This is a genomic window from Singulisphaera rosea, from assembly GCF_054877945.1.
Genome location: NZ_JBTYIP020000025.1, coordinates 48,175 through 71,847, shown reverse-complemented (window position 1 = coordinate 71,847; position 23,673 = coordinate 48,175). Strand labels below are relative to the sequence as shown.

At 66.3% G+C, this 23,673-nt stretch carries 18 protein-coding genes; 15 read left to right on the top strand and 3 right to left on the bottom strand.

All coding sequences use genetic code 11. The features are described from left to right. Nucleotides 1–90 precede the first annotated feature (90 nt). The 8 genes from ACYOEI_RS30815 (at nucleotide 91) to dnaB (ending at nucleotide 9,857) form a co-directional block, all read left to right on the top strand. Nucleotides 91–3,081, top strand: coding sequence for a DUF1592 domain-containing protein (locus ACYOEI_RS30815; protein ID WP_462853563.1), 2,991 nt, complete (start codon nucleotides 91–93; stop codon nucleotides 3,079–3,081). After that, nucleotides 3,078–4,439 carry a DUF1552 domain-containing protein gene (locus ACYOEI_RS30810; protein WP_462853561.1) on the top strand — a complete coding sequence of 454 codons (1,362 nt, stop codon included), beginning with the start codon at nucleotides 3,078–3,080 and terminating at the stop codon, nucleotides 4,437–4,439. The genes ACYOEI_RS30815 and ACYOEI_RS30810 overlap by 4 nt, the downstream gene beginning before the upstream one ends. Nucleotides 4,440–4,785: 346 nt before the next feature. Continuing rightward, nucleotides 4,786–5,433, top strand: coding sequence for a 50S ribosomal protein L25 (locus tag ACYOEI_RS30805; RefSeq protein ID WP_462853559.1), 648 nt, complete (start codon nucleotides 4,786–4,788; stop codon nucleotides 5,431–5,433). Nucleotides 5,434–5,468: 35 nt separating this feature from the next. After that, the gene (pth, locus tag ACYOEI_RS30800) at nucleotides 5,469–6,038 is read left to right on the top strand and encodes an aminoacyl-tRNA hydrolase (protein ID WP_462853557.1); all 570 of its coding nucleotides are present in this window, start codon (nucleotides 5,469–5,471) and stop codon (nucleotides 6,036–6,038) included. 107 nt (nucleotides 6,039–6,145) lie between these two features. After that, entirely contained in the window at nucleotides 6,146–6,556 is a 411-nt protein-coding gene (rpsF, locus tag ACYOEI_RS30795) for a 30S ribosomal protein S6 (protein ID WP_462853556.1), read from the top strand. A gap of 229 nt (nucleotides 6,557–6,785) precedes the next feature. Further along, entirely contained in the window at nucleotides 6,786–7,313 is a 528-nt protein-coding gene (locus ACYOEI_RS30790) for a single-stranded DNA-binding protein (RefSeq protein WP_462853554.1), read from the top strand. A gap of 136 nt (nucleotides 7,314–7,449) precedes the next feature. Next, nucleotides 7,450–8,106, top strand: a complete 657-nt coding sequence (gene rplI / locus ACYOEI_RS30785; RefSeq protein WP_462853553.1) for a 50S ribosomal protein L9 — start codon at nucleotides 7,450–7,452, stop codon at nucleotides 8,104–8,106. Nucleotides 8,107–8,447: 341 nt separating this feature from the next. Then, nucleotides 8,448–9,857, top strand: a complete 1,410-nt coding sequence (gene dnaB / locus ACYOEI_RS30780; RefSeq protein ID WP_462853551.1) for a replicative DNA helicase — start codon at nucleotides 8,448–8,450, stop codon at nucleotides 9,855–9,857. A 169-nt stretch (nucleotides 9,858–10,026) separates the two neighbouring features. Here the strand turns inward: dnaB and ACYOEI_RS30775 are convergent, their stop codons facing one another. The 3 genes from ACYOEI_RS30775 to glnT all read right to left on the bottom strand — a co-directional run bounded on the left by ACYOEI_RS30775 (nucleotide 10,027) and on the right by glnT (nucleotide 14,148). Further along, nucleotides 10,027–11,043, bottom strand: coding sequence for a cyanophycinase (locus ACYOEI_RS30775; protein WP_462853549.1), 1,017 nt, complete (start codon nucleotides 11,041–11,043; stop codon nucleotides 10,027–10,029). Between the two features lie 377 nt (nucleotides 11,044–11,420). Continuing rightward, on the bottom strand, nucleotides 11,421–12,551 hold the full coding sequence (gene solA, locus ACYOEI_RS30770; RefSeq protein WP_462853547.1) for an N-methyl-L-tryptophan oxidase: 1,131 nt from the start codon (nucleotides 12,549–12,551) through the stop codon (nucleotides 11,421–11,423). Nucleotides 12,552–12,777: 226 nt separating this feature from the next. After that, nucleotides 12,778–14,148, bottom strand: coding sequence for a type III glutamate--ammonia ligase (glnT, locus tag ACYOEI_RS30765; RefSeq protein ID WP_462853545.1), 1,371 nt, complete (start codon nucleotides 14,146–14,148; stop codon nucleotides 12,778–12,780). A gap of 157 nt (nucleotides 14,149–14,305) precedes the next feature. Between glnT and ACYOEI_RS30760 the strand changes: the two genes are divergently transcribed. From ACYOEI_RS30760 to ACYOEI_RS30730, 7 genes are all read left to right on the top strand, one after another. Further along, nucleotides 14,306–15,217, top strand: a complete 912-nt coding sequence (locus ACYOEI_RS30760) for a class II glutamine amidotransferase domain-containing protein (protein WP_462853543.1) — start codon at nucleotides 14,306–14,308, stop codon at nucleotides 15,215–15,217. A gap of 69 nt (nucleotides 15,218–15,286) precedes the next feature. After that, the gene (locus tag ACYOEI_RS30755; protein ID WP_462853542.1) at nucleotides 15,287–16,003 is read left to right on the top strand and encodes a GltB/FmdC/FwdC-like GXGXG domain-containing protein; all 717 of its coding nucleotides are present in this window, start codon (nucleotides 15,287–15,289) and stop codon (nucleotides 16,001–16,003) included. Between the two features lie 237 nt (nucleotides 16,004–16,240). Beyond that, the gene (locus tag ACYOEI_RS30750) at nucleotides 16,241–16,810 is read left to right on the top strand and encodes a transposase (protein WP_462853540.1); all 570 of its coding nucleotides are present in this window, start codon (nucleotides 16,241–16,243) and stop codon (nucleotides 16,808–16,810) included. Between the two features lie 167 nt (nucleotides 16,811–16,977). Beyond that, entirely contained in the window at nucleotides 16,978–18,288 is a 1,311-nt protein-coding gene (locus ACYOEI_RS30745) for an FMN-binding glutamate synthase family protein (protein WP_462853674.1), read from the top strand. A 42-nt stretch (nucleotides 18,289–18,330) separates the two neighbouring features. After that, nucleotides 18,331–18,897 carry a Uma2 family endonuclease gene (locus ACYOEI_RS30740; protein WP_462853538.1) on the top strand — a complete coding sequence of 189 codons (567 nt, stop codon included), beginning with the start codon at nucleotides 18,331–18,333 and terminating at the stop codon, nucleotides 18,895–18,897. Between the two features lie 138 nt (nucleotides 18,898–19,035). Then, nucleotides 19,036–22,074: a DUF1549 domain-containing protein gene (locus tag ACYOEI_RS30735; RefSeq protein ID WP_462853537.1), complete on the top strand. Its 3,039-nt coding sequence runs from the start codon at nucleotides 19,036–19,038 to the stop codon at nucleotides 22,072–22,074. Nucleotides 22,075–22,079: 5 nt separating this feature from the next. After that, entirely contained in the window at nucleotides 22,080–23,549 is a 1,470-nt protein-coding gene (locus ACYOEI_RS30730; protein ID WP_462853535.1) for a DUF1501 domain-containing protein, read from the top strand. Nucleotides 23,550–23,673: the final 124 nt, after the last annotated feature.

Here is a 23,673-nt window from a genome sequence, read left to right as displayed (position 1 = left end):
CTTGTCGGGGAAGTCTGAAGCGGGTAGCTTGAGAATTGTTAAACGTGGAGCCGTCACATAGCGAGTCGGTGTCTGGAGACTTGGCGAACGATGCGGACGACGTTGCCGTGGGCGGTCGCGGGTAGCCTGATCGCGGGGATTGGCGGGTTGCGGACGGTCGCCGACGACCGGCCGGCGGCTCGCATGCCGAGCGAAGCGTCGGTCGAGGCCCGCTTCCGAGGCGAGGTCCGGCCGTTCCTCGAAGCCCATTGCCTCCAGTGCCACGGTAAGGACAATCCGAAGGGCGACCTGGACTTGAGCGGGTTCACGACCGCCGAGTCGGTCGCGAAGGACTTGCCTCGCTGGGAGCTGGTGCGGGAGCAGCTCGACGCGGGCTCGATGCCCCCCGAGGCGTCGAAGGTGCAGCCCTCGGACGAGGCCCGTGAGGCGATGATCGCCTGGGTCGGCGCGGTCCGGGCGCTCGAGGCGGCCCGGAACGCGGGCGACCCGGGGCCGGTGCCGCCTCGGAGGCTGAGCAACGCCGAGTATGACAACTCGATCCGGGACCTGACCGGAGTGGACCTGCGGCCGACGCGGACGTTCCCGGTCGACCCGGCGAACAAGGCCGGGTTCGACAACTCGGCCGAGTCGCTCGCGATGTCGCCGGCCCTGGTGAAGAAGTACCTCGAGGCCGCACGCGGGGTCGCCGACCACCTCGTGCTCAAGCCGGACGGCCTCGCCTTCGCCTCCCACCCGATGATCGCCGTCACCGACCGCGACAAATACGGCGTCAAGGCCATCATCGACTTCTACAAGCGGCAACGGACCGACCTCGCCGACTACTTCCTCGCGGCCTGGCGGTTCCGCCAACGGGCTGCGCTCGCGACTCCGGGACGCACCCTCGACGACTTCGCCGACGAGTTGAGGATCAGCCGCAAATACCTCGCGACGATCTGGTCGACACTCGAGGACGGCTCCGAGGAGGTCGGCCCGATCGCCGCGCTTCGTGCCCTCTGGCGGGAGTTGCCGACGCCCGGACCCGGGCAGGCCGACGCGGCGAAGGACGGCTGCAATCGGATGAGGGATGTGGTGATCCTGCTCCGTCGCCCGTTGGTGCCGGAGGTCAAGAACCTCGCGGCCAAGGGGGTCGACGAGGGGTCGCAACCGTTCGTGCTCTGGAAGAACCGCGAGCTCGCGGCGAATCGGAGGCGTTACGCCGGCGGCTCGGCGAAGATTGCGATCGACACGCTCGGCCTGTCGGGAGCGGCACTTCAGGCGCTCGAGCCGCCAAAGGGCTCGGAAGAGAACGCACATTACGAGGCGGGTTTCGAACGCTTCTGCCGGACCTTTCCCGATGCTTTCCTGGTCTCGGAGCGGGCCCGGATCTACCTCAATTCGGATGAAGATAAGAACAATACTGGGCGGCTGCTGAGCGCCGGGTTCCACAGCATGACCGGCTACTTCCGCGACGATGGCCCGCTCTATGACCTCGTACTCGACGAGTCGGGACAGCGGGAGCTCGATCGGCTCTGGCGCGAGTTCCAGTTCATCACCGACGCCCCGAGCCGGCAGTACTCGAGCTACCTCTGGTACGAGCGGGCCGAGTCCCGATTCCTGAAGGACGAGCCCGACTTCGACTTCGTCAGGGCCGAGGACAAGGACGCGACGTCCGAGGCCAAGATGGGTCGGTTCGAGTCGGCCTACCTCGCGAAGGCCCGCCGGCTCAAGGCGAGCGACGAGGCCCTGCGGGCCATCGAGGATCATTTCACGAACATCGCCCGGGACATCCGGCAGGTCGAGCGGGATCGCGTCGAGGCCGAGCCTCGCCAACTCGAGGCCCTTCAACGCCTGGCCGAACGGGCCTACCGTCGCCCCCTATCGGACTCGGAACGCCGGGGGATCGTCGACTTCTACAAGGCTCTGCGCGAGCAGGACGGGATCGGCCATGAGGAGGCGGTCCGCGACTCGGTTGTCGGCATCCTGATGTCCCCCCACTTCTGTTTCCGGGTCGACCTGCCCGGCGAGGGTGTCGGGACGGTCCGCCCCTTGTCGGGCTACGACCTCGCGAGCCGCTTGAGCTATTTCCTCTGGTCGGGCCCGCCGGATGACGAACTACTCGCCTGTGCCAAGGCGGGCGAGTTGCACTCGCCCGAGGCGCTGGCGCGGCAAGCTCGGCGGATGCTTCGCGACGACAGGGTGCGAGGGCTCGCGACGGAGTTCGCCGGCAACTGGCTCGACGTCCGCCGGTTCGAGGAGCACAACAGCGTCGATCGGGGCAAGTTCCCTACGTTCGACGACACGTTGCGAAGATCGATGCTCGAAGAACCGATTCGGTTCTTCCTCGATGTCGTGCGGAATGATCGCCCGGTCTCCGAATTCCTCGAAGGTCGTCATACGTTCGTCAATGCCCCCCTGGCCCGCCACTACGGGATGCCCGTACCAAGGTCTGGTCCCGACACCTGGGTACGCATCGATGATGCGGATCAGTTCGGCCGAGGCGGTTTGCTGCCGATGGCCGTCTTCCTGACGAAGAACTCCCCAGGGTTGCGGACAAGCCCGGTCAAGCGCGGGTATTGGGTGGTCAAGCGCCTCCTCGGCGAGAACATCCCCGCCCCGCCGCCCAACGTCCCCGACCTGCCCGACGACGAGTCGACGCTCGGCGACCTCACCTTGCGCGAGGCCCTGGCCCGACACCGCGCCGACAAGGCCTGCGCCGGCTGCCACGAACGGTTCGACGGGATCGGGCTGGCGTTTGAAGGGTACGGTCCCGTGGGAGAGGCCCGGACGCTCGACCTGGGCGGCCGGCCGATCGACACCAAAGCGAGCCTCCCCGGCGGCCGCGAAGGGGTCGGCGTCGAAGGGCTCAGGGCCTATCTGACCTCCACACGCCGCGACGAGTTCGTCGACAACCTCGCCCGGAAGCTCCTCGCGTTCGGGCTGGGGAGGAGCCTGATCCCCTCCGACGATACCACGGTCGAGGCCATGCGCAAGAGGCTCGAGAGCGACGGGGGACGCTTCGGCGCGTTGGTCGAGGCGGTCGTCACGAGCCCCCAATTCCGAAACAAACGTATCGAAGTCGCCGAGGCGGAGAAACCGCGATGACTCAGGGAGCTTTGCCGGGTTCTGAGCGAGAGTCGGGCCGTCCCGGGGCGACTCGCCGGGCGTTCCTCCGAGGCGCCGGAGTGACCCTGGGGCTCCCCTGGCTCGAGTCGCTCTCCGCCTTCGGCGCGTCGGCCTCGACCAGTGGCGCGGCGTTGGCGTTCCCCAAGCGCTATGCCGCACTGTTCATGGGATGCGGCGTGAATCCCGAGCATTGGTGGGCCAAGGGGTCGGGGGCCGAGATGGAGCTCGGGCGTTGCCTCGAGCCGCTCGCTCCCCTCCGCGCGAAGATCAACGTCATCAACGGGCTTTACAACAAGCACGCCAACGGCGTCGGCATCCACCCCGGCCAGACCGGGAATATCCTCTCGGGGGCCGCCTTGCAGAAGGGGGCCGAGCTCAAGGGGGGGATCAGCATCGACCAGGTGCTTGCCAACCACCTGGGCGAGCAGACCGTCCAGCCGAGCATGGTCCTGGGCTGCGAGCAGCCGATCACGGGCTACCACGAGACGAACTTCTCGATGGCGTACAGCTCCCACATCTCGTGGCAGAGCGCGACGTCCCCCGTTCCGATGGAAGTCTATCCGTCCCTGGCCTTCGACGCCCTGTTCGAAAACCGGGGCAACCGGCGCAACCAGAGCATCCTCGACCGCGTCCGCGAGGAGGCCGCGGGCCTGAGCCGGAAGGTCGGCGCCGGCGACCGGGCCAAGCTCGACGAGTACCTGACGAGCGTCCGCGAAGTCGAGCGCCGGATCGTCCCCATCCGCAAGGAGAAGGAAGCGGGTGACGCCCGTGCGGCCGATAAGGGTCGCCCGGCGTTGACGATGCCCCGCCCCGAGAACGGCCTCCCCGAGGACATCCGCCAGCACATGCGGCTGATGTGCGACCTCGTCGCCCTCGGCTTCCAGACCGACAAGACGCGGGTTTCCACCCTCCTGCTCTGCCGGGATATCTCGGGCCTCTTCTACCCGTTCCTCAACGTCAGCGCCGCCCACCACGGGGCCTCGCACGACGACCGATCCGAGGCCTACGAGCGGGTCACCCGGTTCTACGTCGAGCAGTTCGCCTACCTCGCCACGCGACTCGACGCGATGCCCGAGGGCGAGGGGACCGTGCTCGACAACACCTGCCTCCAGTTCGTCAACAGCATGTTCTCCGGCTCGAAGCACGAGGCGGGCCGGCTCCCCCTCGTCCTCGCCGGCGGGCTCGGCGGGACGATCGCGACCGGCCGTGCCCTCGACTACAAGGGCAAGGGCGACGACCGCCGCAAGCTCTGCAGCTTGTACCTCGGGATCATGGATCGCATGGGAGTCCACCTCGACGAGTTCGGGGATGCCCGCGAGCGCCTCGCAGGTTTCTGACCGGCCGCGAGGGACCCTGTTCAAGCCGGTCGTGGGCGTGCGGGTGCCACGGGCTCGTCTTCGACCCCGTGTCCGCCCCGACCGCGAGACTTGGCTCACGGGTTCGAGGACAAGCCGCGTGACACCTCGGCGACCTCGGTGGACGGCGTGTAATTTCCGGCTTTGGTCTTGAATGGCGGGTGGGGCTTTCGCATAATCGCTCGATGCGCGGTCCGCAGGGCCGCATTTTTCGATTTTCGGGAAGATTCCGGTGCGTCGAGCAGGGGGATCGGATTTCCCTCGAGCGAACCCCCGGCCCTTCGGATTCTCCAGAGGACCTCGTGGCGGGGTCAGGCAAAGGCGACTTATGGCGGACGCGGTGAAGATTGCGGTCGAAGCGCGTGACCCCCAGAAGAACAAGGGGACGGGTTCCCGAGTGTCCCGCAAATTGCGGGCCCGCGGGCGGATCCCGGCGATCATCTACGGTCACAAGCAGGCCCCGGTGCCGATCTCGCTGACGCGAGACTCCGTGTGGGAGATGGTCAAGAAGTCGACCCACCTCGCCGAGCTCAGCTTGGACGGGGGGGCGACCGAGATGGTCATCGTCCGGGAATTGCAGTGGGATCACCTCGGCAAGGAAATCATCCACCTCGACTTCGCACGCGTCAGTGCTGAGGAGTCGATCGAGACCGAAGTCCGGCTCGACCTGCGGGGCACCTCGCCCGGCGTGGCCGAGGGGGGGATCCTCGAGCAGCCGATCCACACCCTCTCGGTGACCTGCCGCGCCAACGCGATCCCCGACTCGATCCGGATCGACGTGAGCAACCTGCACCTGAACCAGACGATCCACGTCCGCGAGTTGATCCTCCCCGAAGGCGTGAAGGCCAACGTCGAAGGCGACCTCGTGGTCGTCCACGTCGTTTCCCAAGCGGCCGAGTCGGCGACGACCGGCGAAGAGGGCTCCGTGACGCAGCCCGAGGTCATCAAGCCCGAGCGGAAGGACAAGGACGAGTGATCCCGGCCGCCGCGACCACGTCGGGGGCCTAGGGGATGTGGAAACTGGTCGTCGGGCTGGGCAACCCCGGGAGCAAGTACCAGGGGACCCGGCACAACATCGGCTTCGATGCGGTCGACCGGATCGCCGAAGGAGGGACGGGGGCGACCTTCACCCGGAAATTCGACGGCCTGCTTGCCGAGGCCGAGATCGACTTCCGGCGGGTCCTGCTCCTGAAGCCCGAGACGTTCATGAATCTGAGCGGACGATCGGTCGCCCAGGCCATGCGGTTCTACAAGCTGGACCTGGCCGACCTGCTGGTCGTCTGCGACGACCTGAACCTCCCCCTGGGGAAGTTGCGGATTCGCGGCGGGGGCTCCGACGGCGGTCAGAAGGGGCTCCGCGACATCTCGGCCCAACTCGGTGCGGACCAGTACGCCCGGCTCCGGATCGGGATCGGCGACCGAGGCCCGATCGATGCCGCCGACTTCGTGCTGAGCCGGTTCCGAAGCGCCGAGAGGCCGGTCATCGACGACGCCATGATCCTCGCCTCGCAGGCCGTCGCCGTCTGGACCGCCCAGGGCCTGGACGCCGCCATGAATCGATTCAATGGGCCGTCGAAATGATGGCCCTCCCTCGACCTTGGCCCAGAGAGGGCCGGTCGGGACGAGACGGAAGACGCGAATCCTTGGTTTAAGCCATTAGTCACGAGCCAGATGCGGAGGGATGCGACTTGCCAGCCAATACGTACGAGGCGATGTTCCTGCTCGATAGCACCAAGGTGGCCGTCTCGTGGGACGAGTCGGTCAAGCACGTCCATGACATCCTCACGAAGCACCAGTCGGAGATCGTCGCCAGCCGCCAGTGGGATGAGCGTCGGCTCGCCTACGCGGTCGACGGCCACAAGAAGGGGACGTATCTCCTCACCTACTTCAAGACCGACGGCTCGGCCTTGAAGGAGATCGTCGCCGACTGCCACCTGAGCGACGTGGTCCTCCGCGAGCTGATCCTGAAGGTCCACCCGAAGCTGGTCGACCACCTGGTCAACCAGGCCATGACCTCGACCCCGAACATCGAGGCCGAGGAGCGGGGCCGTGAGGAAGAGCTCGACGAACGGCCCCGCCGTCGCCGCCGAGACGACTGAGCCGACGACCGGCCCGACCCCTCGGTTCCATCGCGTCCGGGTCACTTCGGATCATCGCCGTCGGTTCCGTAGGCCGATACCTAATCCATGGTGGGCGTAACGCTTCCGATTTGTTGCTTGAGGGCGAAATCGGAATGTGGTACGTTTCTCCTAGGGAACAATCGTTTAGGCCCCTGCGATGGGACCGGAGTGGACCGGCTTGCCGTTGGCCCTGGGGAGGGACCAGTCGATGGCCGATTTGAACAAAGTTTATTTGATGGGTCGCCTGACCTTCGATCCGGAACTGCGCTACACGCCCAGCGGTTCGGCCGTCACCGACCTCAAGATGGCGACGAGCCGTACGTGGACCTCGAAGGACGGCGATCGCAAAGAGGAAACCCTCTTCATCGACGTCACGGTGTGGGACCGCCAGGCGGAGAATTGCTGCCAGTACCTCAAGAAGGGGAGCAGCGTCCACGTCGAAGGATCGTTGAAGCTCGATTCGTGGGACGACAAGACCACGGGCGAGAAGCGGACGAAGATCCGGGTGCAGGCCGACCGCGTCCAGTTCCTCGACCGCCGAGGCGACTCGGGGGGCGGGGGTGGCGGCGGCAGCCCGGATGGCGAATATGCAGCGCCCCCTACGCGCGAGTTCCAGCCCAGGCGGGGCAGCCCGCCGGCACCCGATACGCGCGGCCGAAGCTATCCGTCGGCGAGTAGCGCACCGAGTCGTCGGCCCGCCGAGCCGGACGGCGATGATGAAGATATTCCGTTCTGATCAAATTCGATCGAAGTGAATCGGATCGGGAACCTGTGAACGTGATCGTGACGAGGACAGGGATCGATTCGGATAAGGCTGAGCGGCGGACCTCGACCTTCGCTACGCGACGCCCCACCCCAGGAGTGTGTACGACATGGCCAAGATGACCGACAAGAAACCGGCCAAGGCCAAGGCGAAGGTCAAGGCCAAGGCGTCGACGAAGGCGAAGCGGGCCGCGGCCGCGGCCGAAGCGCATGCCAAGACGATGACGGCCCTCGTGCCCGAAATTCGCCAGCCCGGCGTCGAACGCCGCAAGAACCACCCGACCCGTTCGAAAGACGGGTACATGCAGGTCCTCCTGACTCATACCGTCCCCTACTGCGGCCAGCCCGGCGACCTCGTCAAGGTCCGCCCCGGCTTCGCCCGCAACTACCTCCTCCCGCAAGGCCTGGCCACCTTCGCGACCCCGCACAACCTGCGGATCGTCGAGAAGCACCGCCAGCGAATCCGCGAGCTGGAAGAGGCCCGTCGCGCCGACTTGCTGAACCTCGCCGCACAGATCGCCCAGCGTTCGATCACGATCGAGGCGAACGCCAACGCCGAAGGGCACCTCTACGGCTCGGTCACCGCCGACCAGATCGCCCTCGCCCTCCGCGCCGACAACTTCCCGATCGACGGCGAGCACGTCAAGATCGAGGGGCCCCTCAAGGAACTCGGCCTCTACACGATCAAGCTCTCCCTCGGCCAGGACGTCAACACCGAGGTCAAGCTGTGGGTCGTCCCGACTCACACCGAAGAAGCCGCCTCTTGAGGTCACCGCGTCCGAGTCCCCTGACGGGGACTTGACCGGACCCAGGATCCACGAAGGCCGACGGTCTTGCCCGAACACGGGCGGCGACCGTCGGCCTTCTGCGTTCCCTCCACCTCCCACCCAACTCGGACTCAACCGACGCACCATCCAGGGAGTGCCAACCTTTTTTTTAATGGTCAACCCCTAGCCCGGCCGATACGATTGTTCAGATCGGCACGCACTGAGATCGCGAGCCGCGAGTGACGGAACACTCAACCCAGCCGGTCGGAGATCGGTCCTCAGGGATCCGGCGGAATGCCGGGATCCTGGCTTCGCAAGGTCGCTAGGAGCGTGGTCGCACGATGTCGGACTCGTTCAATGGAAACGGAAAGGGCCACGGCCGCTCAACAAAGGCCGAGGCTCCGCCCCTGTTCGATCGACTCCCTCCCCAGGCCGTCGAGGTGGAGAAGGCCGTCCTCGGGAGCATCCTGCTCGACAACATGATCCTCCACGACGTCGTGCCGCTCCTCAAGGTCGAGGACTTCTACCGCGACACGCATCAGATTATCTACAAGGCGATCCGGGACCTCTACGACCTCGGGAAGGCGATCGACGCGATCACGCTCTCCGATGAGTTGATCCGACGCGACCAGCTCAAGTCGATCGGCGGGGACGAGGTCCTCTCGGAGATCCTCTCCAGCACGCCTTCTCCCGCGAACGCGAAATATTACGCCGGGATTGTCCGCCAGAAGTCGATCCTCCGTCGAGTCATCGAGTCGAGCAACGAGAACCTCCGCGACGGGTACTCCGACCAGTTCACCGCCGAGGAGGTCCTCGAGAAGGCTGAGCGCCGAATCTTCGAGATCGCGGAGGACCAGACCAAGGGCGATACGGTCGACCTCCGCGACGTCGTGAGCACGGCGATGGAACGCATCGCGATGCGTGCCGAGCAGAAGCATCCGACCACGGGCGTGGCCACCGGCTATTACGAGCTCGACGACATCACCGGCGGCCTCCAACCCGGCAACCTCGTGATCCTGGCGGCCCGTCCGAGCATGGGGAAGACGGCGTTCGCGCTCAACATGTGTGAGCACGCCGCCGTCACCCTCAAGACGTCCATCCTGTTCGTGAGCCTCGAAATGGGCCAGCTCGAGCTGGCGGAGCGACTTCTTTGCTCCAGATCCCGGGTCGATGGCCACAAGCTGCGGACCGGCCAGGGGCTCGGGTCTCGCGAGATCGCCATGCTCGGCAAGGGGTTCGACGAACTCCGCCAGACGCCGATCTTCATCGACGACACCCCGTCGCGGACCATGCTCCAGATCACCGCAAACGCGCGCCGGCTCAAGCTGCGGCAGTCGATCGGGATGATCGTCCTCGACTACATCCAGCTCGTCGACAGCGATGAGGCTCGCGACAGCCGGCAGGAACAGATCGCGAAGATCAGCCGGCGTTTGAAGGGCCTGGCGCGCGAGCTGGAAGTCCCCGTCGTCGCCCTCTCGCAGTTGAACCGGGCCGTCGAAAACCGCGAGGACCGTCGGCCCCGCATGGCCGACCTCCGGGAGTCGGGTGCGATCGAGCAGGACGCCGACCTCGTGCTCCTCCTGCACCGACCCGAATATTATGATATCAATGACCAACCCGGTATCGCCGAGCTGATCATCGCCAAGAATCGCGCCGGGGCGACGGGGACCGTGAAGCTCACCTTCCTCAAGAACTTCACCCGGTTCGAGAACCTCGCCTCGGTCGACCCGATCGACCCCGCGGCGTTCTGACCTACCGCGAGGCAAAGGCCCCAGCCCAGGCGTCAGGGCGATCCGGTGCGCATTGCCCACCAAATCACCTGGCGACATTCTGTCGTTTTTGCGGAGCTTGAAAACGGGATGAAGTCGTGTCGAGTCCGCCCCCCGGCCTTGAAGGAAAACCGGGGGGCGGAACGGACGATTACAGCGAGCCGAGGCCCAGGACGGGGACTTCGGCGGCGGGCGGGATCTTCAGGTCGGCGAGGTCGGTCTGATCGCCCGACTTGAGGAACTTGAGGCGGACCGACCGGTTCTGCGAGTCGGGGACGCAGGCGACGACGTAGGATTGTCCGATCACGCTGAGGTGATGCTCGCGGACGTCCACGACCAGGGCGGTCTCCTCGTCGATCCCGAGCCCGACGAGGTTGGGGTGCGAGGAGAGGACGCCGACCAGACGCTCCATGCGGTTACGCTTGAGGAAGTGCTGATCGATGACGGCGCCGGAGATCAGGTCGAAGCCCTTGCCGATGTCGGCGCGGGTCTGGCCCCCTTCGATCATCACGCCCGACATCACCGCCGCGCCGGCCGACGTGCCGGCGATCACCCCGCCGCGTGCCAGCAGTGCTTTGAGCTGCTTCTCGACGGCCGTGCCGAGGTAGGCCTGCGTCAAGTACGTCTGGTCGCCGCCAGTGAGCCAGACCCCCGTGGCGTCGGACAAGGGGCTGACGAAGGACGGCTCGTCGGCGGTTGCCCGCGAACGCGTATGGAGCAAGCGGACCGAGCCGACGTTGCAAGACTTCCAGTCGTCGAGCAGGTGGGCGAGGTACTCCTCGTGGTCGGCTCGAGCCGTCGCGGTCGGGATGACGACGATCTTCGCCTTCGGTCCGCCGGCGAGCGTGCAGAACCGATCTCGGATGACTGGCGGCAGGTTTCCGCCGCCGCAGATCAACAGCGCCCCACCGGCCGGAGCGCGCAGCGCGGACAGGTCAGTCGCGACCGTTTGAGGCTTCGCGGCCGTCTGGGTGACGATCGGCGCGGCGTTCGTGCCGAGCTTGCTGGCGACGGCGACCGGCCCGGCGCCAAGGTCGGTGGCGATGGCGGCCGGCTTGCCGCCGACTTGGAACGCCGCGGCGATCGTCGCGGCGATTCCAATACCAAGGACCGAGAAGGCAACTCGACCGGGGCGTCGCGACGTGAGGTCTCGCAGTTTGACGAACATCTTGTCACCTCATTCTTGAAAGGACAAAGATGCATGAATGAGAGAAGACGATCGTTTTTGGCGAAGGGTCGCTCAAGTCCGGCCGCGTGTTCCCTCGAATCCATCCAACACGCCTAAGTCCGGACGCACCTCGTCTTTCGATCGCCTCTACCGGAACTATATCCCATCGAACTCGGTGATACAAGCCGGGGAAACTATTGGATATTCTAATAGTGTAATGGGCGAGGCGAGTGCGTCAGGCAGACCTATGGCGTGGCTGCCATCATTGTAGGCATTTTTTATGCCACGTCCTGATTTTTGATGAGTCGACGTCGAGCATCGCCGATGCGGGACCCGGCGTCGGGTCGTAACATTTGAGTAAAGTTTAACTTGGGGAATCAGCCTGCCCACGCGTCGATGGCGACAGCAGTCTGGCCGAGGGTCGCCAGGTCGGCCAAAACGCTCCCGATCAGGCAGGAGAATTTGAAGCCGTGCCCACTACATGGGCTGGCCATGATCACTTTCGGGCAGTCGGCAAGCGGGGCGACGCGGAACGCTTCTTCGGGGGCCACGGTATAAATGCAGGCCTCGGTCCGGTCGATCGGCGAGTCGGCGACGCCAGGGATGTGTTTGCGGAGGAAGCTGCGGACAACCTCGCGGTACGCGTCGCCGACCTCGGGATCGTTGGAGTCGGGGTCGAGCTCGGGCCCGCCGTGCCTGGCGACTTTCACGCCCATCCCGAGGAATTCGGGCATGCCGTAGAAGGCGTCGAGCTCCTCGTTCCCCTTATAGATGAAGACCGGGAAGCGTCCGGGGTTGTAGGGGAGTGGGTCGGAGGGGCGGAAGTAGAGCACCTGCTGGCGAGTGGGCGTCAGCGGGACGTCGAACTGCGGAACCAGGCGCTTCGTCCAGGCCCCGGCCGTGACGATCAAGCGATCGGCGACGATCCTGTGGTTGTCGGTGAGAATCGTCGGTCGGTCGCCTTCGAGGTCGATGCGACGGACGGGGCATGACTCGAGCACCTGGGTGCGTTCGCCACCAAACTCTCGGGCGAGGGCCACCTGGAGCGCGACGCAGCGGGAGGCGGCGAGCATCCCGGCGTCGGGCTCAAACACGATGTCGTAGTCGTCGGGGAACTGGAATACGGGCAACGTCCGTCGGAGGGCCGCGGAGTCCATCCGGCGGTGCGGGATTCCCATCGCTTCCAGGTTCGCGGCGATCCTGGCCACGTAGTCGATCTGCGAGGGGCAGAAGGTGATGCCGCCGGTCCGGAGGTAGAGGTTCTGCCCCGCGTCGGCCTCGAGCACCTTCCAGGCCCGGAAGGCGTCGAGCATGAGCCTGGCGTAGCGGGGGTCGGCGTACGAGTGCCTCGTGATCCTCGCCGCGCCATGGGAACTGCCCCGGTCGTGCCCGATCGCGAACTGCTCGATGAGGAGGACGGGCTCCCCCCGGCGGGCCAGGTGATAGGCCGTGGCCGCGCCCATGGCGCCGGAACCGATGACGACGTTACGCGCGGAAAGGTGTTCCATGGTCTCTCGCCGGGGGCACGGACAGACTGGTTTCAACAAGCCGACAACGAGCCAAGAAAGGGATGCGGGGAACGATCCCGCAGATGACGCGGATCGACGCAGATGAAAATCTTAAAAGGTTGATTTGATCTGCGTCGATCCGCGTCATCTGCGGATAGATTCGCTTTCTCTTAACGCGTGTTTCATCCGAGGTTGGATTTCGCCCGATGTCTGGTCGTTGACTGATCTAGAGGGCGGTCAGATAGCGTTGGAGCTCCCAGGACTCGACCTGGGAATGATACTCACGCCATTCGTCCCGTTTCAACTTGAGGAACTCCTCGGCGATCGGCCCGAGCCCCTCGCGGACGATGGGGTCGGCCTCGAAGTGGTCGAGCGCGGCCGAGAGTGACTGGGGGAGGGTCTTGATCCCCCGCTCGGCCATCGCGGCGAGGCTCGACTCATAAAGGTTGCCGAGGTTCGGCTCGCCGGGGTCGAGGTTGCGGGCGATCCCGTCGAGTCCTGCGGCGAGGTATGCGGCGATCGCGAGATAAGGGTTGCACGCGCTCGAGATCGTGCGATCCTCGACGTGCCCCGGCCCGGGGACGCGGAGCATTTGCGTCCGGTTGTTGTCACCGTAGGTGATGAACGCGGGGACCCAGGTGAAGCCCGAGCGCGAGCCCGTCAGGGCGGCCCCGAGTTGGAGCCGCTTGTAGCAGTTGACCGTTGGCGAGGTTACCGCACACAGCGCGGGGGCATGTTCGAGGATCCCGCCGAGGAACTGGTAGGCGAGCCGGGAGAGCCCGAGGCCTCGGGGGTCCGAGGTGTCTTCGAACAGGTTCGCCCCGGTCTTGGCGTCGGCCAGGTGGTAGTGCATGTGCGCGCCCGAGCCGGTGCGCGTCGAGAACGGCTTGGCCATGAACGTGGCGATGGCGCCGAAACGTCGGGCGACCTGGCCGGTCATCATCCGGAAGAAGGTCAACCGATCGGCCGTCGTCAGGGCTTCAGCGTATTTGAAGTTGATCTCATACTGGTAGTTTGCGTCCTCGTGATCGCTCTGATAGACGCCCCAGCCCAGGGTGTTGAAGCCGTCGTTGAGGGCGCGGAGGAACTCGAGGGCGGCGGACATCCCCTGGAAGTCGTAGCAGGGTTTGCGCAGGTCGTCGACGCCCGAGGGGTCCCAGCCGGCGATCGAGCCGTCGGCGTTCTTGGTGACGAGGAAGAATTCGGGCTCGATGCCGACGTTGAAGACGCAGCCGAGCCCTTTGGCCTTCGCGATCATCCGGCGGAGGTTGACGCGGGGGCAGTACGGGTGGGGCTCGTCGTCGACGTAGAGGTCCGAGGCGAACCGGGCGACCCCCGGCTCATAAGGGAGCGGGGTGTATGTGTCGAGGTCGGCTCGCGCGTTCATGTCGTGCGAGTGGGGCCCCTGCCCCGACCCCCAGACCGCTCCTCCGGCGAACCCCGCGCCGACCTCGACGGCCGGGCGGAGGCCGTCGGCCGGCACGAGCTTGACCTTGGCGGCGCCGTGGATGTCGACGAATTGGATCAAGAGGTAGGTGATGCCGTCGGTCTCGAATTGACCCTGGAGGGCCGTGAGACGGGCGTCGGACTGGGCCATCGAAGTCGACTCTCCTGCGAAAGGGGCCGTCCCGCCCCCGGTTGGGGTCGCGTTTCCGCCGTCGGATTGGACAATTGTTGGCGACAAGCCGCCCTCAAGCCACTAAAATGATCCGGCCCGCGGACATTTTGCGAAGGCGGAATGACGAGAATTTTTCATGTGTGGAATCGTCGGGTTTGTAGACCGGCTGGGCCGTCCCGGATTCCCGACCGGCCGGGTGGCCCTGGCGATGCTCGAGGCCCTGGGCTGCCGGGGGCCCGATAGCGCGGGGCTCGCGGTGGTGCGCGACGAGTCGGCCGGAGACGCCTGGACCGTCCGGATCGCGCCCGGCGATGCGCTCGCGCTCGATCGGCTCGAGCCGCTGGGCGCCGTCGGGCGTCGCGAGCCGCAGGGGAGCACGCTCCGGTTCCGGTTCCGGCCCAATGACGGGGTCACCGTCGACTCCGTCGAGAAGGCCTTGGGGGTCGCCCGAGGGGGCCTTGAGGTCCTCAGTGTGGGTGCGAGCCTCGACCTGGTGAAGCAGGTCGGATCCCCCTCGCAGTTGGAGGCGACGTTCGGGATCTCGACCTGGCACGGCCCCGTGGCGATCGGCCACACGCGGATGTCGACCGAGAGCCGGATCGACCTCAGCCACTCTCAGCCGTTCTGGGCCCACGGGGTGCTCGACCTGGCGACCGTCCACAACGGCCACGTCACGAACTACCACCAGCTCCGCCGGATCTACGAGCAGCGCGGGGTGACCTTCTACACCGACAACGACTCCGAGGTCATCGGGGTCTATCTCCGCGACCGGCTCGACCGGGGCCGGACCTTGCCCGAGGCCATGGCCGACTCGATCCGCGACCTCGACGGCGCCTTCAACTACCTGGTGATTTCCGAGGAAGGCCTGGGCGTCGTGCGCGACCGTTACGGCTTCAAGCCACTCATGATCGCCGAGACCGACGAGTTCGTGGCCGTCGCCACCGAGGAAATCGCCCTGCGGCGTGCCCTGCCCGGCCCCTACCGCGTCTCCGAGCCGCCGACCGGCCAGGCGCTCTTCTTCCCTCGCCATGCGCCGGCGTTGGTGTGAGGGAGAGGACGAGGCAATCCGCTCCGCTCCCGCGCGTTGATTCCCTTCCCAAAGGACGAGGACGAGCCCGTGCCCGCGACTTCCGGACGGACGACGACGATCGACTGCGGCAGCTTGACGGTGCGTGCCATCAACCGCGAGGTCCGCGCGGCGATCGCCTCGGGTTCGACGCATATCAGCCTCATGCATCCTTCGGCCCGGCATAACCTCGGGGTCGCACTCCCCGAGGGGGTCCGCCTCACCATCGAAGGAAGCGCGGGCTATTACGTGGCCGGCCTGAATGACGGGGCGACCGTCGAGGTCCAGGGGAGCGTCGGCTGGGGGGCGGCCGAGAGCATGCGCGACGGCGTCCTCACGATCGACGGTGATGCCGGCAACGCGGTCGCCGCGGCGATCCGGGACGGGACGGTCGTCGTCCGGGGCAACGCCTCGACCCGCGCCGGCATCGCGATGAAGGGGGGCGCGTTGATCGTCGCCGGCAGCGTCGGCCCGATGGCCGGATTCATGATGCAGAAAGGGGTCATGATCATCTGCGGCGACGCCGGCGATGGTGTCGCCGACAGCATGTACGCCGGCACCGTCTATGTCGCCGGCAAGGCCGGCGAGCTCGGCGCCGACGCCGTCGACGCCGACTTCACCCCCGCCGATCGCGAGCTCGTCTTCGGCCACCTGGAACGCTGGAAGGTCACCGCCCCCTCCCCCGGCGGCTTCCGCAAGCTCATCGCCGGCCGCAAGCTCTGGAACTTCCACCAAGCCGATTTGCATATCTGGAAGACCGCCCTATGACGAGGCTGAAACCCGGTTTCTTCCGAGAAACCGGGTTTCTGCCACAGTCGATCGGAACCGGATGCCTGCCACAGTCGATCGGAACCGGATGCCTGCCACAGTCGATCGGAACCGGGGGCCTGACGGAATCTATGCCTGTGGCTTCTGGTACTGGCAGGGTCTGCTGAGTCAGAAACCCGGTTTCTCGGAAGAAACCGGGTTTCTACGGGCGAAGTGAGACGGGATGGCGAAAGAATAATGCCCTATCGAACTGTTACCTTTCAGGCTGGACATTATTATCATGTTTATAATCGCGGTGTTAATCGTAACGATATCTTCTTCGAACGGGAAAACTACCTCTTCTTTCTCCAACGACTGAGACACTCCCTCGTCAACAAAGGCGTCGACGTCATTTCCTATTGCCTGATGCCAAACCATTATCACCTTCTTGTACTCCTGAACGTCGACGACCTCGGGAGTTTGATGCACCCACTTTTGATCTCTTACACGAAAGCCGTCAATAAGCGATTTGGGCGAGTGGGGACGTTGTTCCAAGGAGGCTTTCAGGCCATTCATGTTGACGGGGAAGAATATCTAATCCACCTTAGTCGCTACATTCACCCGAATCCCGTCAAAGCGGGCTTGGTTCAACATCCAGAAGATTGGGAATTTTCCAGCTACCAAGAATTTGTGGGCAAAAGGTCCGGCACGCTTCCCAGGCCGGAGGTCATTCTCTCTCAATTCCCGGAGGCCGAGGTGTATCGATTCTTTGTCGAGGCCGGGCTCGGTGAGAATGACGCGGTGATCGGGCATTTGACTTTAGACTGAAGCCAGGACGACTGCTGGTCTTGCTACATTTTCGCCGTTGAACCCATCAGAAACCCGATTTCTAAGAAGAAATCGGGTTTCACCGGATTAGACCGGATCGGAGCAACCCTTTGAGCACCCCCAAAGACGGGCAGACGCCTTCGACTTCCGCGGCCGACCGTTCCCCGATGGAGCGTTCGGGGACGTTCACGCCGGGGGTGATCGAGGACATCCAGATCAAGTCGGAGCTGGCGCGCTACCGGATCCGAGGGTTCGGCATCCTCCGGCCGAGGACCTGGGCGACCTTCGACGACCTGACGTTCGTGCCCGGCACGCTCACGCGAATCCCGCTCGAGGGGTATCGCGAGAAGTGCTCGACCAAGACGGTCCTGGGGACGCGGTTCGCGGCCAAGCCGCTCGAGCTGGATATCCCGCTGATGGTCACCGGGATGAGCTACGGTGCGCTCTCGAAGAACGCCAAGACCGCCCTGTCGCGCGGGGCCAGGCTGGCCGGGACCTCGACCACCACGGGCGACGGCGGCATGCTCGACGTCGAGCGGTCCGAGTCTCGGGCCATGGTCTACGAGGTCCTGCCTAGCCGGTACGGGATCAATGTCCAGCACCTCCGCCAGGCCGACGCGATCGAGCTGACGATCGGCCAGGGGGCCAAGCCGGGGACCGGCGGCCTGCTGCTCGGCTCGAAGATCTCCGACGAGATCGCCAAGCTCCGCGACCTCCCGCCGGGCGTCGACCAGCGCTCTCCTTGCCGCCACCCCGACTTCCTCGGCCCCGACGACATGGTCATCAAGATCGAGGAGCTTCGCGAGGCGACTGATTGGCAGGTGCCGATCTTCGTCAAGATGGGGGCCTCACGCGTCTTCGACGACGTCCGGCTCGCCGCCAAGGCCGGGGCCGACGTCGTGGTCGTCGACGGCATGGAAGGGGGCACTGGCGCCTCGCCCGAGCTGCTCCAGGAGCATACCGGGATCCCGACCCTCGCGGCCGTCTGCGAGGCCCGCGCGGCGCTCGAGGACATCGGGCTCTACGGCAAGGTCCAGATCGTGATCGCCGGCGGCCTGCGGCACGGCTCCGACTGCGCCAAGGCCCTCGCCCTGGGGGCTGACGCATGCTATCTCGGGACTGCCCTTTTGATCGCGCTCAACTGTAACAAACCTATCTATGAGGACGATTACCACGCGATCGGCGCCGCCCCTTACGCGTGCCACCACTGCCACACCGGCCGATGCCCCGTCGGGATCACGACGCAGGACCCGGAACTGGCGGCCCGCCTCGAGGTCGACGCCGCCTCGGACCGCGTCGCCAACTTCTTCCACGCCCTCTCGTCCGAGATCCAGATCCTCGCCCGGGCCTGCGGCAAGAGCGACGTCCACCATCTCGAACCCGAGGACCTCCGGGCCCTCACCTTCGAGGCTTCGATGATCACCGGCCTTCCCCTCGCGGGCACCAATCGCGTGTTCGGCGGCGGGCCGGGCTGGTAAAGGCAAGGTGTCGCCGACGTCCCCTCTATCGAGGCACCCACAATGGCTACGATCTCGTCCTTGATGACCGTGGAGGAATTCCTGGCGTTGCCCGACGACGGAGTTGAACGCGAGTTGATCCGCGGTGAATTGAGGGAGTCGTCGATGACCACTCGAGGTGGCCCTCACTGTATGGTGATGACCAATTTGGCAAGAGTGCTCAGCAATTGGCTTTGCATTCAGCCCCTGCCTCGCGGGCGAATCTTCACCGGTGATATGCGTGTGCTCCTTCGCAGAACTCCCGATAGCTTTGTGGGAGCGGATCTTGCTTATATTTCGACCGAATTGGCGGCGAAAACGCCGATAAATACGACATTCATCGACGGGGCGCCCGTGCTCGTGGTTGAGATTGTTTCTCCCTCCGACACGGTCGAAGGCATTGCCGAAAAAGTTCGTGGATATCTGGAAGCCGGGGTGTCCCTGGTCTGGGAGGTCAACCCATTCTATGAAACGATCCTCGTCCACCGCCCCGATGCCCGCCCCGAGCTCTTCAACACGGAACATGGGTTGACGGCCGAGCCCCACCTGCCGGGTTTCCAGACGCGCGTCTCAGAAATCTTCATGGTCTGAACGTCGTGAAGAAATGATGGACGCGACGGGTCGACCGGCTGATAATCGGGACGTCGGCGAATCCTCCCCAGTCGCATCGGGTCGGAGCGACGGCTTCGCGAGCGTGCGGCCTACCTTGAATGGCAGGGAAATCCCGAGATGAGACGTGGACGAGCCATGCTCGCGGCCCTCGGGCTGCTCTGGGCTTCGGCCGGGATGTCGGCTTCGGCCGAAGGCCCGGCGGGTGCCAAGGTCGACTTCGATCGCGACATCGCCCCCTTGCTCGCCGAGCATTGCCTCGACTGCCACGGCGGCCCGAAGCCGAAAGGGGGCCTCGACCTGGCGAGCCAACGCGCCACCCTCAAAGGGGGGGACGGCGGCCCGGCGCTCCGGGGCGGTGACCTCGACGAGAGCCTGCTCTGGCAGAAAGTCGCCGACGACGAGATGCCCCCGAAGAAGCCGCTGGCCGACCGGGAGAAGACCCTGATCCGCGACTGGATCGCCTCGGGTGCCAAGTGGGGGACCGACCCGGTCGACCCCTTTCGCCTGACGACCCGCAAGCGTGCGGGGTACGACTGGTGGTCGCTCAAGCCCATCCAGAGTCCGACGCCTCCCTCGCCCAAGGACGCTTCGTGGGCGCGAAACCCGATCGACCAGTTCGTGCTCGCGAAACTGGAGGCCGCCGGCCTGGATCCGTCGCCGGACGCCGACCGTCGCACGTTGATCCGCCGACTCTCATTCGACCTCATCGGGCTCCCGCCGACCCCCGAGGAGGTCGAGGCGTTCGTCGCCGACCGGGACGTCCTGGCGTATGAGCGGCTCGTCGACCGCCTGCTGGCCTCGCCCCACTACGGCGAGCGCTGGGCGAGGCACTGGATGGACGTGGCCCGGTTCGGGGAGAGCGACGGCTTCGAGCGCAACACCTCGCGTACGAGCTCGTGGCACTACCGCAACTGGCTGATCGACGCCCTCAACGCCGACATGCCCTACGACGAATTCTGCCGCCTCCAGGTCGCGGGCGACGTCCTTCGGCCGGGGGACGCGGAGGCCTCGAAGGCGACCGGGTTCCTCGTCGCGGGGGTCCACAACACGGTGCTCGGCAACGACATGATGCGAGTCGTGGCGCGTCAGGATGAGCTCGAGGACATCGTCGGGACGGTCGGCCAGACCTTCCTCGGGCTCACGGTGAACTGCGCCCGTTGCCACGACCACAAGTTCGATCCGATCGCCCAGGCCGATTACTACCGCCTGGCCTCGGCCCTCGGCGGCGTCGAGCACGGCGAGAAGGAGTTCCCCGTCGAGCGGATGCGGGTCGAGGTCGCACGCCTCACCGCCGAACTCGCCAAGGTCGGCGGAGAACTCGAGGAGCTTGAGCGGCCCGTCCGGCGGACGATCCTCGGCCTGCACGAGAAGGGGAACGCGTTGGCGGTGGACCCGCCCACGCCGATCTCGGCCTGGGACTTCCGCTCGGGAACGCGAGATCGCGTCGGGGGCCTGGACCTCAAGGCGAAGGGAAGTGCCCGCGTTGAGTCCGAGGGCGTGGTCCTGGACGGAAAGGACGCCTACCTCGAGAGCGGGCCGATCTCGGGTGAGCTCCGCGAGAAGACGCTCGAGGCCTGGGTCCGGCTCGGCGGATTTGCTCAGCGCGGCGGGGGCCTGATGAGCCTCGAGAGGCCCGACGGCTCGGCGTTCGACGCGATCGTCTACGGCGAGCTCGAGTCGGGCCGCTGGATGGCCGGGAGCGAGAACTTCCGGCGCTACGCGTCGTTCGGAGGCGAGGGCGAATCCGGCGAAGACACCCAACCGGTCCACCTGGCGATCGCCTACCACGCGGACGGCTCAATCGTCGCCTATCGCAACGGTCAACCTTACGGCCGCTCGTATCGGAGCACCGGGGCGATCACCTACCCTGCGGGCCAGGCCGTCGTCCTCTTCGGGTGCCGACACTCGCCCGCGGGGGGGAACCGGATGCTCGCCGGGACCATCGTGCAGGCCCGACTCTACAACCGAGCCCTCGCGGCCGACGAGGTCGCGGCCTCCGCCGCCACGGGGGGCGACTTCGTCGACGAGGCGACCCTCGTCGCCCACCTCACTCCCGAGTTGAGGAGCCGTCGCGAGGCGCTCAAGGGCCGCCAGAAACGCCTCTCGGATGAGCGGGTCGAGTGCCAGGCCCGTTCCAGCTTCAAGGCCTACGTGACCCTCTCGGGCCCCTCGCCGGTGACCCGGCTGCTAGTCCGGGGCCAAGTCACCGAACCAGCGGCCGTTGTCGCCCCCGGCGGGGTCCTGGCCGTCGGCGGGACGTCGGCCAACTTCGGCCTCGCCCCGGAAGCACCCGAGGTTGATCGCCGACGCAGGCTCGCCGACTGGCTGACGAGCCCAGAGAATCCCCTCTTCGCCCGGGTCATGTCCAATCGGCTCTGGCATTACCACTTCGGGACGGGCCTGGTCGAGACCCCCAACGACTTCGGGTTCAACGGGGGACGCCCGAGCCACCCGGAGCTGCTCGACTGGCTCGCCTCCGAGTTCGTCGCGGAGGGGTTCCACCTCAAAGCCATGCACCGCCTGATCGTGACCTCGGCCGCTTATCGCCAGCGCTCGGCACCCGATGCCAAGGGGTTAGCCCGAGACGCCGACAACCGGCTTCTCTGGCGGAGATCCCCGCGACGAGTCGAAGGCGAGGCCGTGCGCGACGCGATCCTCGAGGTCTCCGGACTGCTCAACCGCGAGCTCGACGGACGGGGGTTCACGGACTACCACGAAACATTCCTCAACGGGACGACCTATTTCGATCCGTTCGACCCCGTCGGGCCCGAGTTCCACCGTCGGAGCGTCTACCGGTTCCTCCCTCGAGGGGCGAACCAGGGCCTGCTCGACACGTTCGACTGCCCCGACCCGGCCTCTGCTGCCCCTCGGCGATCGATGACCACGACCCCGATCCAGGCCCTGGCCCTTTGGAACAACGGCTTCGTCTTCCGGATGGCCGAGGCGCTCATCGCCCGGGTCTCGGCCGAGGTCCCCGGTCCGGACCGCGACCCGGCCGTCCTCGACCGCCGGATCGCGCGGGCCTGGCAGCTCGCCTTCCAGCGCGAGCCTCGCCCCTCCGAACGCGGTCCCGCCCGAGACCTCGTCGCGACGTATGGGTTCCGAGCCCTCGGCCGTGCCCTGTTCAACGCTAACGAATTCCTCACGGTGGAGTGAGTGCCATGAACGGACCCAGCGATCCCGGCGGGCTCGACCGTCGCGGCCTCCTCTCTTGGGGCCTTCGAGGCCTCGGCGCGACCGCCCTGCTCGACCTCCTGAGCCGCGAAGGCCACGTCCGCGCCGCGAGCCCTGGAGGCGGCGGCAGTGGCCCCGAGTCGCATGTCCCCCGGCCCCACTTCGCCCCGAAGGCCCGGAGGGCGATCCAGATCAGCCTCATCGGCGGGATGAGCCACCTCGACTCGTTCGACTACAAGCCCGCGCTCGTCGCGTCGCACGGCCGGACGCTCCAGACCGACCAGAAGCCCGACCTCTTCTTCGGCCAGATGGGCCGGCTCCGCCGCCCCGACTGGGAGTTTCGCCGCCGAGGGGAAAGCGGCCTGTGGGTCTCCGAGCTCTTCCCCCATCTCGCCGGGGTCGCCGACGAGCTGACGGTCATCCGTTCCATGACCTGTGAGAGCGCCAACCACACCCCGGCCCTCTTCGTCGCCAACAGCGGGTTCCAGTTCAATGGCTTTCCCGCGCTGGGGAGCTGGCTCTCCTACGGCCTGGGGAGCGAGGCCGATGACTTGCCAGCCTTCGTCGTCCTTCCCGACCCCCGAGGCGCCCCGAACGGCGCGGCGTCCAACTGGACCAACGGGTTCCTCCCCTCACTGCACCAGGGGGTCGTCTTCAAGGGCGGCTCCGAGCCGGTGCGCGACCTCTTCCCCGGCCGCCCGGTCTCCAGTGAGGAAGACCGGGCGACCCGCGACTTCCTCCGCCATCTCAACTCCGAGCACCAGCAGGCGTCCGGCGGTGAATCCTCCCTGGAAGCCCGGCTGCGGACCTACGAGCTGGCTGCTCGGATGCAACTCGCCGTCCCCCGCGCGACCGACCTGGACGACGAGCCCGAATCGACGCGGACCCTCTACGGCCTCGACCGCCCCGAAACCGCCGACTGCGCCCGCCAGTGCCTGATGGCCCGCCGACTCCTCGAGCGCGGGGTCCGGTTCGTCCAGATCTACTCCGGCGGCCCGATCGCCGGCTCCCCCCGGACGAGCTGGGATGCCCACGAAGACGTCCGTGAGAACCACGGCGTCGAGGCCCTCCGCATCGACCAACCCGTCGCCGCGCTCGTCCGCGACCTCCGCCGCCGAGGCCTCCTCGAAGACACGCTCGTCCTGTTCACCACCGAGTTCGGCCGCACCCCATTCGCCCAATCGGCGGCCGACACCGTCGGCACCGGCCGCGACCACAACAAGTACGCCTTCACCTGCTGGCTTGCCGGCGCCGGCGTCAAACCCGGCTACGCCCACGGCCTCACCGACGAGGTCGGCTGGAAGGTCGCGCAGGACCCCGTCCCCTGGCACGACTTCCACGCGACCGTCCTCCACCTCCTCGGCCTCAACCACGAACACTTAACCTACTACCACAACGGCATCGCCCGCCGCCTGACCAACGTCCACGGCGAGGTCATCCGGGAGATCCTCGCCTGAGCCGGGTCGCTCTTGCCGAAGCTCGAGCTTTGGCCTTTCGCGAGTAATCGTCCCGCGACCGTTCGATCGGCGAAACGAGAATTCCGGCCCTGGTTTTGTGTAGCCCTGGTGGGCGATGCGCACC